Below are 13,970 nucleotides of genomic sequence, written 5' to 3'. Positions count from 1 at the left end.
CTCAGCTCAGCAGCGCGGACATTTGCCCCGCGGCGCTGACGACCGCGTCCTTGCCGCGCATCACCACGTCCTCGCGGTGGGAGATCAGATTGATGCACGTCGGCGGCGCCGGCACCGGACGGCGGACCGGCACCGCAAGCCCGTAGGTGTTCGGCTCGATCTCACCGTGGGTGGTGACCCACCCGCGCTGGCGTGCCTCGGTCACCAGGGCCCGCTCACCCGGCCGCGGCGGCATGCTCGCCAGCAGCGCGATCCCGGCCGCGCCGCGGTCCAGCGGGTAGCGGCTGCCCTCGTGGAACGCGAGCTGATAGGCGACCTGCGTCGGCACGATCACCGCGATTGCCACCTGCTCGTCGCCTTCGGCGACCAACAGCGACACCGTGGTGCCCAGTTTGTCTGCCAGCGAGCGCAGCGTCGGCAGGCAGAGTTGTCGCACGTTGTGGTCGAAAGACGCGCCCAGGGTCGCCAGGCCCGCGGCCGGCCGGAAGCGGCCGTCGTCGCCCTTGGAGACCAGCCGGAACTCCACCAGGGTGGCCAGCAACCGGTAGGCGATGGTGCGGTGCACTCCGACCTGGTCGGCGACTTCCTGCATGGTCAGCCCGGTCGGGGAGGCCGCCACGAGTTGCAGCGCCGTCAGGCCTCTGGCCAGCGTCTGGGAACCCGTCATGGTCTTGACAGACCATCCGGCGAGAGCCAAGCTCTATATATAACGCACATCAATGTGCGATATTAGCACACATAATGTGTCAAAAACGAGAACCGTATTTCCGCCGGAAGGAATCGTGACCGAGTTCGAAAGCGTGTGGAGCGATCTGCAGGGAGTCGCTTTCTCGCAGGGCTACCTGGACGCCGACGGCGTGCGGACCCGCTATCTGCGGGCGGGCGAGCCGGACCGGCCGGTGCTGATCCTGTTGCACGGTTCCGGCGGGCACGCGGAGGCCTACATCCGCAACCTGGCCGCGCACGCCGAGCACTTCTGGACCTGGTCGATCGACATGCTGGGCCACGGGTACACCGACAAGCCGGGACATCCGCTGGAGGTCGGCCACTACGTCGACCACCTGATGGCGGTGGTGCGCACGATCGGGGCCGACCGCATCCATCTGAGCGGCGAGTCTCTGGGCGGCTGGGTGGCCGCCCGCGCGGCCATCGACCACCCGGACGTCATCGACCGGCTGGTGCTCAACACCGCGGGTGGCTCGCAGGCCGACCCGGTGGTAATGAAGCGGATCATCACGCTGTCCATGGCCGCTGCCGAGGACCCGACCTGGGAGACCGTGCAGGCACGGATCAAATGGCTGATGGCGGACAAGTCGAAGGATTACGACGACTTGGTCGCCAGCCGGCAACGCATCTACCGGCAGCCCGGCTTCGTATCGGCGATGCGCGACATCATGGCGCTGCAGGACCCGGAGATCCGGGCCCGAAACCTGTTGGGGCCGACCGACTACGGCGCCATCTCCGCGCCCACGCTGGTGCTGTGGACCAGCGATGATCCCACCGCCGACGTGCCCGAGGGGCGCCGCATGGCGTCGATGATCCCCGGTGCCCGCTTCGAGGTGATGGCGGGTTGCGGTCACTGGCCCCAGTACGAGGACGCCAAGACGTTCAACCGCCTCCACCTCGAATTCCTGCTGGGCCGCTGATGGGCGGGCATGACGGCCAAGGGCCGCAGCAATATGACGTACTCGTCGTCGGTGCCGGACCGGTCGGACTGACGCTGGCGAATATCCTTGGCCTGCAGGGGGTCCGGACGTTGGTGGCCGAGGAACGCTCGAGCCTGATCGACTATCCCCGCGGGGTGGGGCTGGATGACGAGGGCCTGCGCACCTTTCAGTCCATCGGGCTGGTGGACCAGGTCCTGCCGCACACCGTCCCCAACCAGATCCTGCGGTTCTACGACGCCAAGCGCCGGGTGCTCGCCGAGATGGCGCCGCCGGACTCGCGATTCGGCTGGCCCAAGCGCAACGGGTTCGTGCAGCCGCTGGTGGACGCCGAACTGCTGCGCGGGCTGGACCGATTCGACCATGTCGAGGTGCGGTGGAACAGCCCGCTGGTGATCTGCAGCCAAGACGACGACGTGGTGTGCGCCCAACTCGACGGCGAGCATCCGTCGATGGTGCGGGCACGGTACGTCGTCGGCTGCGACGGGGGGCGCAGCATCACCCGCAGCATGATGGGCGTTTCCTTCGACGGAACCACGTCGCCGACCAGGTGGCTGGTGGTCGACATCGCCAACGACCCGCTGGGTCACCCGAACAGCGAGGTCGGCGCCGACCCGGAACGACCGTATGCCTCGATCTCCATTGCACACGGAATTCGCCGCTTCGAGTTCATGATTCACGCCGACGAGACCGACGAGCAGGCCGAAGACCCGGCGTTCCTGCGGCAGATGCTGGCGCGCATGGTGCCCTATCCGGAACGCGTCGAGGTCATCCGCCGCCGCGTCTACACCCACCACTCGCGGATCGCCGGTGCTTTCCGCAATGGCCGGATGATGCTGGCGGGGGACGCGGCACATCTGATGCCGGTCTGGCAGGGGCAGGGCTACAACAGCGGCATCCGCGACGCCGCCAATCTCGGGTGGAAGCTGGCCGCGGTAGTGCGGGGCCGGGCCGCTGATGCGCTGCTGGACACCTACGACATGGAACGGCGCAAGCATGCCCGGTCGATGATCGACCTGTCCACCATGGTGGGCAAGGTCATCTCGCCGACCAACCGCCGGGTCGCCAGAGCACGCGATGCGGTCATCCGTTCAGCCTCAATTGTGCCGTCCCTCAAGCGGTATGTGCTGGAGATGAGGTTCAAGCCGATGCCCCGCTACGAGCACGGCGCGGTGGCTCACCCGGCCGGCGCGGCACCGCGGCCGGGCTCGCCGACCGGCACGCTGTTCATTCAGCCCCGGGTCGACACCCGCACCCGGCGCGACGTGCTGCTCGATGATGTGCTCGGCAGCTGGTTCGCCGTGCTGTGCTGGAACAACAACCCGCGCAAGATCCTCGGCGAGCGCGCCTTTCACGACTGGAAAGCGCTGGGGGCACATTTCGTTGCGCTGCGCCCGTCGACGCAGTTGAGCTGGACCGGCCAGGACGACCCCGACGTGGTGGTCGTCGGGGACCGCGCCGGCCACCTCAAAGCCTGGTTCGACGATCACGAAGAGTCGGTGGTGTTCCTGCGTCCCGACCGGTGCATCGCCGGGGCGTGCATCGCCCAGCGATCGCCCGAATTGAGCACCGCGCTGATCGACGCCCTGTCCCTGACGCCGGGAGGGGGTGAATCGGACAGTGCCACTGGCTCTTTGCTGTATGTCCCACAGCCCGCTGCTGAATCTACCGGGGCCGCCGCAGGATCTGCTTGACGACGTCGACGCCGCGATCACCAAGGCCCGAGACTTCGTCACCGCCTTCGACCCCGAACTGGTCGTCGTCTTCGCCCCGGACCACTACAACGGCTTCTTCTACAAGGTGATGCCGCCGTTCTGTATCGGATTGCGGGCCGATGCCGTCGGTGACTACGGCACCTACGCGGGCCCGCTGCCCGTCGCGGAGGGCGCCGCAGGCCAGTGCGCGACGGCGGTGCTCGATGCCGGCGTCGACATTGCGGTGTCGGCCGGGATGGATGTCGATCACGGCACCGTCCAGCCGCTGGAGAAGCTCTTCGGTTGTGCCACTGCCCGACCCGTCATTCCGGTCTTCGTCAACGCTGTCGCGGAGCCGCTGGGCCCCCTGCATCGTTGCCGGGCACTGGGTGCCGCCGTCGGCAGTTTCCTGGCCACCCTGGATCAGCGGGTGCTGGTGCTCGGGTCGGGTGGGCTGTCCCACAGCCCCCCGGTACCGACTCTGGCGAACGCCGCACCGGCCCAGATGCAACGGATCGTGCACGGCCAACCCATGACCACCGAACAGCGCCAGGCCCGGCAGGCCCAGGTGATCGAGGCGGCCAGGAGCTTCGCCGGCGGTGCCGGAGATCTGCAGCCGCTCAACCCCGCCTGGGACCAGCGTTTCCTCGACATCCTCGACAGCGGGCACCTGGACGAGCTCGATCAGTGGTCGAACGCGTCCGTGACCCGTGAAGGGGGCAGCTCCGCGCATGAAATCCGCACCTGGATAGCGGCATTCGCGGCCCTGGCGACGGCGGGCCGGTACCGCACCACGGTCCGGTATTACCGACAGGCTCCAGACCTGATCGCCGGCTTCGCCATCCGGACGGCGGTGGCGGCCTGATGACCTCGTTCGAAAACTTCGACAGCGTGGTGGACGTGCTGATCGTCGGTTCCGGGGCAGGCGGCATGACGGCCGCACTGACCGCGGCGTCCTGCGGTCTCGATGCCCTGGTCATCGAGAAGTCGCCCCAGTTTGGTGGTTCCACCGCCCTGTCGGGCGGCGGCATCTGGGTGCCCGGTGCGCCCGCGCAGCGGCGGGCCGGCTACGCGCCGTCACCGGAGGCGACGGTCCGCTATCTGCAACAGATCACCGAGGGCCTGGTGAGCGAGGCACGGATCCGGCAGTACGTCGAATCGGCACCGCAGATGCTCGAGTTCCTAGAAGGACTCAGCCCCTGGCTCGAATTCGTCTGGAAGCCGGGCTATGCCGACTACTACCCGGAACTGCCGGGTGGCTCCGAACTCGGCAGCACCATCAACGTGCCGCCGATCGACCTGAGAGAACTCGGCGACGACGAGCCCACGCTGCTGCAGCCGCTGGCGCTGGCCCCCAAGGGGATATGGCTGGGACCCAAGGAGTTGCGTTCCTTCTACCGGATCAGGCAGTCATGGGCAGGCAAAGCCGTTCTGGTGAAGCTGATTTCGCGGATGGTGCGGGCCCGGGTGTTCGGCGAACGAATCGCTGCCATTGGGCAGTCCCTGGCCGCGCGACTACGGCTGGCGATGACGCAGCGCGATATCCCGCTGTGGCTGGACACGCCGATGTGTGACCTGGTCACCGACGCTGACGGGTCGGTCATCGGCGCGTCGGTGCGCCGCGGCGGCAGCCGGCATCTGATCGGGGCGCGCCGCGGGGTGATCCTGGCCTCCGGCGGCTTCGACCACGACATGGCCTGGCGCAAAGAGCATCAACCGGTGGTGGAGCAGGATTGGAGCTTCGGCAACCCGGCAGCCATGGGTGACGGTATCCGGGCCGGGCGGAAAGTCGGCGCCGCCGCGGACCTGCTCGACGAAGCGTGGTGGTTTCCCGCCATCCAATGGCCGGACGGGCGAATGCAATTCATGCTCAACGAGCGGATGATGCCCGCGCAGTTCATCGTCAACGGCGACGGCAAGCGTTTCATCAACGAAGCGGCGCCGTACATGGACTTCGGTCACGCCATGATCGAGGGCCACAAGTCCGGTGTCACGCACATCCCGTGCTGGCTCATCACCGATCACCGCTCCTTCAACCGTTATGTCGTCGGCGGGCACCTGCCGATACCGAAAATTCCCGGGGCGCCGGTGCCCACCGGACGCAAGGTTCCGAAGGCATGGCTGGAGTCCGGTGTCGTCAAAGCTGGATCCAGCTGGGAGGAACTCGCGGCCAAGATCGAGGTGCCGGCGGCCCAATTGCGGTCCACCGCAGACCGGTTCAACGAACTCGCCCGCGCCGGACACGACGACGACTTCAACCGCGGCGACAGTGTCTACGACAATTACTACGGCGACCCCACCCTGCCCAACCCCAACCTGTATCCGCTGGGCGGCCCGCCGTACTACGCGTTCCGCATCGTGCCCGGCGACCTCGGCACCTCCGGGGGCCTACGCACCGACGAGTTCGCCCGAGTGCTGCGTCCCGACGACACGGTGGTGGCGGGGCTCTACGCGGTAGGCAACACCTCGGCGCCGGTCATGGGCCGCAGCTACGCCGGTGCGGGGGCGACCATCGGGCCCGCCATGACCTTCGGCTTCGTCGCGGCCAAACATCTTGCAGCACAGACCCTTAATTCTCATAGGAGGTAGTCATGAAGATCTCGCTGTTCTACGAGTTCGCCTTGCCGCGGCCCTGGGTTCCCGACGACGAGCGGCAGATGCTGCAGGACTGCCTCGACGAGGTCGAGGCGGCCGATAAGGCCGGCTTTTCCACCGTCTGGCTGACCGAGCATCACTTCCTCGAGGAGTACTGCCACTCCACCGCGCCGGAGATGTTCCTGGCCGCGGCCAGTCAGCGCACCGAGAACATCCGGCTGGGCTTCGGCATCATGCACCTGCCGCCCGCCGTGAACCACCCGGCCCGGGTCGCCGAACGCATCGCCACCCTGGACCTGATCTCCAATGGCCGAGTCGAATTCGGCACCGGTGAGTCCTCCTCCGTCGGTGAACTCGGCGGCTTCAACATCGACCCGGCCGACAAGCGGGCGCAATGGGAGGAAGCCCTGGAGGTCTCGATCCGCTGCATGGTCGAAGAACCGTTCACCGGCTTCAAAGGCCAGCACATCGAGATGCCGGCCCGCAACGTCATCCCCAAGCCGCTGCAGCAGCCGCACCCGCCGGTATGGGTGGCCTGCACGCGACCGGCCAGCGTCCAGATGGCGGCCCAGAAGTGCATCGGCGCACTGAGTTTCGCCTACACCGGCCCCGGCCCGCTCACCGAGCGCGTGAACGGCTACTACAAGGAATTGGAAGAGAACGGCGTCCCGGTGACCCCGCGGATCAATCCGAACATCCTGGCCATCGGTGGTGACCTGTCGATGATGGTGGCCAAAACCGACGAGCTGGCTCTGCAGCGGCTCGGAAAGGGCGGCGGCTTCTTCTCGTTCGGCATCATGCACTACTACATGACCGGTGTGCACACACCGGGCCGTACCGGCGTTTGGGAACGCTATCTCGAAGAGGTCGATAAGGACCCGACACTCGCGTACGGTCCCGGCCGCGGCGCGATCGGCTCACCGTCCACCGTGCGGGAGTTCCTGCGTGGCTACGAGGAGAGCGGCGTCGACGAGATCATCCTGCTGCTCAACCCGCGCAGTCATGAGGGCACCATGGAATCCATTGAGCTGATGGGCAAGGAGGTGCTGCCCGAGTTCATCGAACGTGACGAGAGGGCGGTCGCCGAGAAGGCCGCCAGACTGGCTCCGGTGATCGAGAAAGTGGAGGCGCGCCGGCCCGAGTCGACGATTCCGCCGTTCGACGAAAACTACTCGTTCGGTGGCCTGCCGACCGGGCGCGGCGGTAAATTCACCGCCAGCGAGATCCCCGAGGCCATGGCCGAGATCAACGAGGGCCGGGTCCAGGCAGCGCAGCGGTTGAAGGAGCAACAGGCCAAGTGACACCGAAGGTCGGCTGACCGTTGGCGCGAATCGAGGAGCTGTGGCGCTACGACGGTCGTCGTGCCGTGGTGACCGGGTGCGCGTCGGGCATCGGCGCACAGGTGGCGCGGCAGCTGCGCGAACTCGGTGCGCACGTGACCGGCCTCGACCGCTCACCCGCCCCGGGAGTCAACGACTTTCACGAGGTCGATCTGTCGGATCCGGCATCGATCGACCAGGCCGTGGCCGGCATCGCCGGCCCGGTCGACGCGCTGTTCAACGTGGCAGGTGTGTCCTCGGGGATCGGTGACCCGCTGCTGGTGGTGACGATCAACTTCCTGGGGCTGCGCCACCTCACCGAGGCACTGATTCCGTCGATGCCCGACGGCTCGTCGATTGTGAGCGTGTCCTCGCTGGCGGCGGCGGCCTACCGGGAGCACGGGCAGCAGGTCGCACCGCTGCTGCGTACCGCGACGATGCCCGAGGGCGTGAGCTGGTGTGAAAGCCACCCCGAGACGTTGGGTAAGGGCTACGAGTTGTCCAAGGAAGCGATCATTCTCTACACCATGGGCAGCGCGGTCGAACTGGGCAAGCGTGGCATCCGGATCAACTGCACCGGGCCCGGGGTCACCGAAACCCCCATCCTCGAGCAGCTGCGTGCCGCATACGATCCGGCGTTGCTGGACGACATCGCCAAGCCGCTGGGGCGGGTCAGCGACCCAGCCGAACAGGCGGCGGTGCTGCTGTTCCTGAACAGCCGTGCCGCCAGCTATATCTCGGGCCAGGTCGTCTGGGTGGACGGCGGCAATGTGGGCGCCACCATCGCCGCCGAATTGCAGGAAGGACAGGCTTGATGGCCGACATGACCGACTTCCGGCGGGTCGCCAAGGATCTGAGCAACTGGGGCAGGTGGGGCCCGGATGACGAACTCGGCACCCTGAACTTCATCACCCCGGAGAAGGTCCGGCAGGCAGCCGGCCTGGTCCGGCACGGCAACGTGTTCCCGCTCGGCGTCGACTTCGGTTCGTCGGGTCCGCAGGGCGCTTTCGGCTTCCGGCACAACCCCATTCACGTGATGACGGTGGACGGCGGTGACGCGAACTCGCTGACACAGTACGGACCCGGGTGGGACAAGAATCCGACCGCCGCGCAACTGAGCAGCTATGTGACCGACAGTCCGTTCCGCTTCAACGACGACATGGTCATCATGCCGTTGCAGGCCGCCACCCAGTGGGACGCCCTGTCCCACGTGTACTACGAGGACCAGCTCTACAACGGCTTCCCGGCGGATTCGGTAACCAGCCTGGGCGCGTTTCACTGCGGCATCGACAAGGTCGACGTCAAGGGCATCACCTCCCGCGGTGTGCTGCTGGACCTGGTGCGCCACCGCGGGGCGGAAGTGTTTCTGGAACACGGAAACCCGATCATGCCGGCGGAACTGGACGACGTGGCCCGCGCGCAGGGCGTGCGGATCGAGAGGGGCGACATCGTCCTGATCCGAACGGGTTGGTGGACAAGGTTTCTGATGACCGGTGACAAGATCGAGCCGTACTCCGGCCTGGACTGGCGTTGTGCCCAGTGGCTACACGACCACGAAGTCGCCGCGGTGGCCGCCGACAACCTTCAGGTGGAGGACCCGGTGTCCGGTGTCGACGGATTGTTCCTGCCGTTCCATCTGCTGTGCCTGCGCGACATGGGGATGATGCTCGGCGAGTATTGGGATCTCACCGCGCTGGCCGAAGACTGTGCTGCCGACGGCGTCTACGAGTTCCAGCTCATCGCACCGCCACTGCGATTCACCGGCGCGGTCGGATCCCCGGTGAACCCGATCGCGATCAAGTGAGGGAGCTACACCGCCGAAGCGTCGAGATCGACGGTCTGGCAACCAGCTACCTCGAGGCCGGCGACGGTGACCCGGTCGTGCTGCTGCACGGCGGTGAATTCGGGGCCAGTGCGGAGCTGGCCTGGGAACGCAATATCGGGCCGCTCGCAGCGCGCTTCCGGGTGCTCGCGCCGGACCAGCTCGGCTTCGGTGAGTCGGCAAAAGTCATCGATTTCGTCAACAGCCGGGCCATGCGGATCCGGCACGTGGCACGGTTCTGTGAGGTGCTGGGAGTCCAGTCGGCGCACTTCGCCGGAAACTCCATGGGCGCCATCAATTTGCTCGTCGACGCGACGTCGGAGGCGCCGGTGCTGCCGGTGCGCAGCATGGCGATCATCTGCGGCGGTGGGGAGATCCAGCAGAATCACCACTTCGACGCTCTGCAGCACTACGACGCGACGCTGCCCGCGATGCGCAACATCGTCGAAGCGCTGTTCTATGACCCCGCGTACCCGGCCGACGAGGATTACGTCTGGCGCCGCTTCGCGTCGAGTACCGCGCCCGGGGCGTGGGAGGCGGTGGCAGCGGCCCGTTTCCGCCGCCCCAACGCCGCCGCGCCCGCGGCACCGTCGAGTACCCGGCCATACGAGCGGATACGGGTGCCGACGCTGGTCGTCGAGGGGCGCGGCGACAAACTGCTGCCGCCCGGGTGGGCGGCACGGATCGCTGAACGGATCGACGGCGCCCGGTCGGTGGTGGTCGACGGCGCCGGGCACTGCCCACAGATCGAGCAGGCGGCGGTCGTCAACGAGCTGCTGCTGGACTTCTTCGGGCGGTAGTGCCCAGCGCGGCGGCCTGAATCAGCCCGCCCCGGTCGGCTCGAGAGCTGCTCTGGCTTCGGCCAATTCGTGCAGCGCCCCGGCGAAGCCGTCGGCGATCTCCCAGATGTCGGGGATGTGGTCACTGCATGCCTGCATGCCGACGGTCATCTCGTCGCCGTAGCTCCAGCCGGTGAAGTTCAGGCCGTAGGGATAGACGATCGGGCCCACCGAGATCAACTTTTCGACGGGGGCCCCGCCGAAATACAGGCGCTTCGTGGGGCCCGGGACATTGGAGGCGATCAGGCTGTAGGTCGGCCGCTTGGTGGTGGCCGCCCCGACAATCGGCAGAGCCCGGCCATAGAACCAGAACAGTGGCCAGTACTCCATCCAGTCACCGAACAGCCACAGGTCTCGCTCGTCGTGCACCGCACGTGCCGCCTTGGTGTTCGCCGAGATAAGCCGAAGGCGCTCGACGGGGTCGGCCTCGTCGGTGGCCAGCGAGGCGTACCAGGTGGTTACCTGATTACCCCAGTCCGTCTCCCCGCCGGGTGGTCTGATCGCCACCGGCACGACGGCGGACAGTGGCTGGCTGGTCAAGGCGCCGCGTCGTTCCAGATAGTACCTGACCGCGCCGCTGCACGCTGCAAGATAGACATCGTTCACCGTGACTCCGAAGGCGCTTCTGATCGCCTTGATCGTGGCGAGATCACAAGTGATGTAGGCGAACTCGCGCCCAGCGGTGAACGGTGCGTTGAATGGAGCCGGCGGCGCGGCGAACGCGGCGGCGAAGCCGGGGCGACCGGCGCGGTGGCGGGCCCGCACCGTCTGCACGGTGCGCGCCGACCGCTTCAGCACGCCGGGAAACCGCGCCGCGGCCTGACCCTGATGCGCCAAAACCGTCCGATACCAAGCGAGTGCGTTGGGCCGTGGTTCGTCGGACGGTATGGCGGTAGTGGTCGGTAGCGGCGCGGCAGGATCGGAGCTGAAGATGCACTCGAGCAGGCGCAGCGCAGCCATGCCGTCGGCCACCGCGTGGTGAAGCTTGAGCACCAAAGCAATTCGGCCGTCGGCCAGGCCGTCGAGGTACCACAGCTGCCACACGGGCCGGCCACGGTCCAGGGCGCCTGCATTGATCTCGTTGATCCGAGCCGACAGCTCCCGGTCGCCGCCGGGCGCCGGCACGCAGGCCCGTTTGACGTGATAGTCAAGATCGACGGGCGGACGCTCGATCCACCAGGGCCGGCCCCAGGTCGGCTTCATCAGCTGCCATCTCAGCGGGGCGATTCGGGCGACCAGCGCCGGGACGGCCGAACGCACCGCTTCGAAGCTCAGCGACTCACCCGCCGGCGCAGGGCCGAGCACCACGGCCTTGATGGTGTGCTGCGGCTGGGTGCGGCGTTCCTGTTTGAGAAATAAGTTGTCGACCCCGGTCAGACGGCGCATCCGGTCACCTCCATTCAGCTGCCGACAGCCAACCCCCTCGACCGGGGTCCGGGCGCCCGCTCTCCCGGAGAGCGGGAGGTGTACACCCACGGAGTCGGCGGCGTCCATACAGTGCGGAGCGTGAATGCCGCCACCGACGACACGAGAGTCGAACTGGCACAGCGTATGTCCGCGGCATTCGGCTCCTTTCGCGGCGGCGGCGCCGATCCCGTCGAGGTGCGGGAGAGCCTGCGGGCCAGCCGTAAGCCACGCCGGCATATTCCGGTCGCGCGGATAACGAACCGGACCATCCCCGGTCCGGACGGTCGCGGCGAGATCCCGGTGCGCATCTACTATCCGACTGACGCCCCCGGAATTCCGCTGATGGTGTATCTGCACGGCGGGGGATTCGTCGTTTGCGACCTGGACTCGCATGACGCGTGTTGTCGCCGGCTCGCCAACGGCGCGGGCGTGATCGTCGTGTCGGTCGGCTACCGCCTGGCCCCCGAGCACCCTTTCCCCGCGGCGCTCGACGACGCGTTCGCCGCAACCCGGTGGGTGGCGGCGCACGGCGGCGAGCTCGGTGGCGACCCGCAGCGCCTGGTGGTCGCTGGTGACAGCGCGGGCGGCAACCTGGCCACCGTGGTGTGCATGCTGGCCCGCGATCGCGGCGGCCCGGCCATCGCATCGCAGCTGTTGATCTACCCGGTCGTCGACCAGCGCCGCAAGCCGTCTGCCGCACAACAGCGGTCGGCGGCGGGTGTGCTGACCCTCGAGCACATGCGCTGGTTCACCGCGCAGTACCTGGGGCTCGGCGGCGACCCGGCCGATGTGCGGGTGTCACCGATTCTCGCCGACCTGGGCGGACTGCCCCCGGCGCATATCGTCACCGGTGAACTCGACCCGCACCGCGACGACAACGACGAGTATGGGCGCCGGTTGCGCGCCGCGGGCGTGGCCGCCACGGTCGAGGTTTACCCGGGCATGTTCCACGGCTTCTTCAACCTGGCAGACGACATCCCGGCCGCGGAGCAAGCCAACGCGGACGCGTGCCTGGCAGTACGCGACATCCTGGACCGCCAGAAGGAGTGCTCATGAGGCTCAACAACACCCGCGCACTGATCACCGGAGCCAGTCGGGGGCTGGGCCGCAGCGTTGCCGAGGTACTCGCCCGCCGCGGCGCCGACGTGGCGCTGGTGGCTCGCGACGGTGAAGCCTTGACGCTGCTGGCCAAGGAGCTGGGCGGCAGGGCATATCCCACCGACCTCTGCGACCCGGAAGCCGTCGGCGCCCTGGCCGATCGGGTGGAGGCCGACGGCCCGGTGGACGTGCTGGTCAACAATGCCGGCCTGGACTGCGTCCGGCTGCTGCCCGACACGTCGGCGCAGGAGATGCGAGACCTGTTGCAGGTCAACCTGTTAGCGCCGATGGAGCTCTGCCGCCAATTGATGCCGCGGATGGTGGCGCGCGGCCGGGGACACATCGTCAACGTCTCGTCGATGGGCGCGGTGAGCGTCAGCCCCGGCGTCACCGTGTATGCGACATCCAAGGCCGGCCTCAGTCACTTCACCGCCGGTATCAGACAGGAGCTGCGTGGCACACCGGTCGGGACGACACTGGTCCAGATCGGCGCTGTGAAAACGGAGATGCTGGACGGCATCCGGAGATTCGGGCCGGCCCGCCGGGCCATCGAACGATCCCAGCGGCTGCACATGCTGCCCCGCGAGGACCTGGAACCCGAAGTCGTAGCCGTGGCGATCGCCGACGCGATCGAGGGTGGACGGCGGTACGTGACACTGCCGCGGCGCATCGCGGCGTCGGCGTTCCTCACCGAGCTGCCGCGGCGGATGAGTGCGGCCATGCTTGCCGGGATCGACATGAGCGCCGACTGATGGAACCCTTGGTGGATCTCTCAGGCCGGGTCGCGATCATCACCGGCGCCGCACGGGGCCAGGGTGCCGCGGAAGCCCGGCTGTTCGCGATGTTGGGGGCGCGGATCGTTCTCACCGACATTCTCGAAGCCGAGGGCCGCGACCTCGCCGCTTCGATCGGCCCCGCTGCGCGCTTCGTGCGGCACGATGTGGGCAGTGCCGAAAACTGGCACACGGCAGTCGATGTGGCAACGGGGGAGTTCGGCGGGGTCCACGTGCTGGTCAATAACGCGGCCGCCTGTGTCAACCGGCCCATCGCGGACCAGCCTGTCGACGAATTCGAGCGGTTGCTGCGCACCAACCTGGTCGGTCCGTTCCTGGGAATACAGGCGGTCATCGAACCGATGAAGGCGGCTGGGGGCGGATCGATCGTCAATATATCGTCTCAGGCCGCGTTGCAGGGGTTGGCGGGCTACGGTGCCTACGGATCGTCCAAGTGGGGACTGCGCGGGTTGACCAAGGTTGCCGCGATCGAGTTGGGCCCATGCGGAATTCGGGTCAACACGGTCTACCCGGGCATGATCGATACCCCCATGATCGGCCATCTCGACGTGCAGCGCGGACCGGGAGGTCATCCCGGAGCCCCACTGGGCCGCATGGGTGCGCCCGAGGAAGTCGCACGGGTAGCGGCATTTCTCGCTTCCGACGCGTCGTCCTACATCACCGGAGCCGATTTCGCCGTCGACGGCGGCGCCAGCGCAGGCAGAATCCCGACACCCACACCATGAACACACAGGAGAG

General features: G+C 67.5%; 13 protein-coding genes. 11 read left to right on the top strand and 2 right to left on the bottom strand.

Features of this window, described 5'->3' with window-relative positions:
• Position 1: 1 nt before the first annotated feature.
• Positions 2-667: an IclR family transcriptional regulator gene (locus QXK92_RS25730; RefSeq protein ID WP_306246321.1), complete on the bottom strand. Its 666-nt coding sequence runs from the start codon at positions 665-667 to the stop codon at positions 2-4.
• 115 nt (positions 668-782) lie between these two features.
• On the opposite strand from QXK92_RS25730, the gene QXK92_RS25725 reads away from it, so the two are divergent.
• The 8 genes from QXK92_RS25725 to QXK92_RS25690 are packed head-to-tail and all read left to right on the top strand — an operon-like array spanning position 783 to position 9,894.
• Complete coding sequence (locus tag QXK92_RS25725; protein WP_306246319.1) at positions 783-1,646, top strand: alpha/beta fold hydrolase; 864 nt, start codon at positions 783-785, stop codon at positions 1,644-1,646.
• Positions 1,646-3,358: a bifunctional 3-(3-hydroxy-phenyl)propionate/3-hydroxycinnamic acid hydroxylase gene (locus QXK92_RS25720; protein WP_306246317.1), complete on the top strand. Its 1,713-nt coding sequence runs from the start codon at positions 1,646-1,648 to the stop codon at positions 3,356-3,358. Before QXK92_RS25725 ends, QXK92_RS25720 begins: the two co-directional genes overlap by 1 nt.
• The gene (locus tag QXK92_RS25715) at positions 3,306-4,223 is read left to right on the top strand and encodes a 3-carboxyethylcatechol 2,3-dioxygenase (RefSeq protein WP_306246315.1); all 918 of its coding nucleotides are present in this window, start codon (positions 3,306-3,308) and stop codon (positions 4,221-4,223) included. The genes QXK92_RS25720 and QXK92_RS25715 overlap by 53 nt, the downstream gene beginning before the upstream one ends.
• Positions 4,223-5,947, top strand: coding sequence for an FAD-binding protein (locus tag QXK92_RS25710; RefSeq protein WP_306246313.1), 1,725 nt, complete (start codon positions 4,223-4,225; stop codon positions 5,945-5,947). The genes QXK92_RS25715 and QXK92_RS25710 overlap by 1 nt, the downstream gene beginning before the upstream one ends.
• Positions 5,948-5,949: 2 nt before the next feature.
• Positions 5,950-7,254: an LLM class flavin-dependent oxidoreductase gene (locus tag QXK92_RS25705; protein WP_306246311.1), complete on the top strand. Its 1,305-nt coding sequence runs from the start codon at positions 5,950-5,952 to the stop codon at positions 7,252-7,254.
• Positions 7,255-7,274: 20 nt separating this feature from the next.
• Positions 7,275-8,087, top strand: coding sequence for a coniferyl-alcohol dehydrogenase (locus tag QXK92_RS25700; RefSeq protein WP_306246309.1), 813 nt, complete (start codon positions 7,275-7,277; stop codon positions 8,085-8,087).
• The gene (locus tag QXK92_RS25695; protein WP_306246307.1) at positions 8,087-9,076 is read left to right on the top strand and encodes a cyclase family protein; all 990 of its coding nucleotides are present in this window, start codon (positions 8,087-8,089) and stop codon (positions 9,074-9,076) included. The genes QXK92_RS25700 and QXK92_RS25695 overlap by 1 nt, the downstream gene beginning before the upstream one ends.
• A complete protein-coding gene (locus tag QXK92_RS25690) occupies positions 9,073-9,894 on the top strand; it encodes an alpha/beta fold hydrolase (RefSeq protein WP_306246305.1) in 822 nt (273 codons plus the stop codon). The genes QXK92_RS25695 and QXK92_RS25690 overlap by 4 nt, the downstream gene beginning before the upstream one ends.
• Before the next feature lie 21 nt (positions 9,895-9,915).
• Here QXK92_RS25690 and QXK92_RS25685 read toward each other — a convergent pair whose 3' ends face one another.
• The gene (locus QXK92_RS25685) at positions 9,916-11,319 is read right to left on the bottom strand and encodes a wax ester/triacylglycerol synthase family O-acyltransferase (RefSeq protein WP_306246302.1); all 1,404 of its coding nucleotides are present in this window, start codon (positions 11,317-11,319) and stop codon (positions 9,916-9,918) included.
• Positions 11,320-11,439: 120 nt separating this feature from the next.
• Between QXK92_RS25685 and QXK92_RS25680 the strand changes: the two genes are divergently transcribed.
• From QXK92_RS25680 to QXK92_RS25670, 3 genes are read left to right on the top strand one after another with little or no spacing between them, the layout of a single operon-like run.
• Complete coding sequence (locus QXK92_RS25680) at positions 11,440-12,396, top strand: alpha/beta hydrolase (RefSeq protein WP_306246300.1); 957 nt, start codon at positions 11,440-11,442, stop codon at positions 12,394-12,396.
• Positions 12,393-13,190 carry an SDR family oxidoreductase gene (locus QXK92_RS25675; RefSeq protein WP_306246298.1) on the top strand — a complete coding sequence of 266 codons (798 nt, stop codon included), beginning with the start codon at positions 12,393-12,395 and terminating at the stop codon, positions 13,188-13,190. The genes QXK92_RS25680 and QXK92_RS25675 overlap by 4 nt, the downstream gene beginning before the upstream one ends.
• Entirely contained in the window at positions 13,190-13,957 is a 768-nt protein-coding gene (locus QXK92_RS25670; RefSeq protein ID WP_306246296.1) for a glucose 1-dehydrogenase, read from the top strand. Before QXK92_RS25675 ends, QXK92_RS25670 begins: the two co-directional genes overlap by 1 nt.
• Positions 13,958-13,970 lie beyond the last annotated feature (13 nt).

The sequence above is a fragment of the Mycobacterium sp. TY815 genome (assembly GCF_030755135.1).
In the GTDB taxonomy this organism is placed as follows: Bacteria; Actinomycetota; Actinomycetes; order Mycobacteriales; family Mycobacteriaceae; genus Mycobacterium.
The sequence above is the reverse complement of the archived record's forward strand: the minus strand, read 5'-3'. Positions and strand labels throughout refer to the sequence as shown.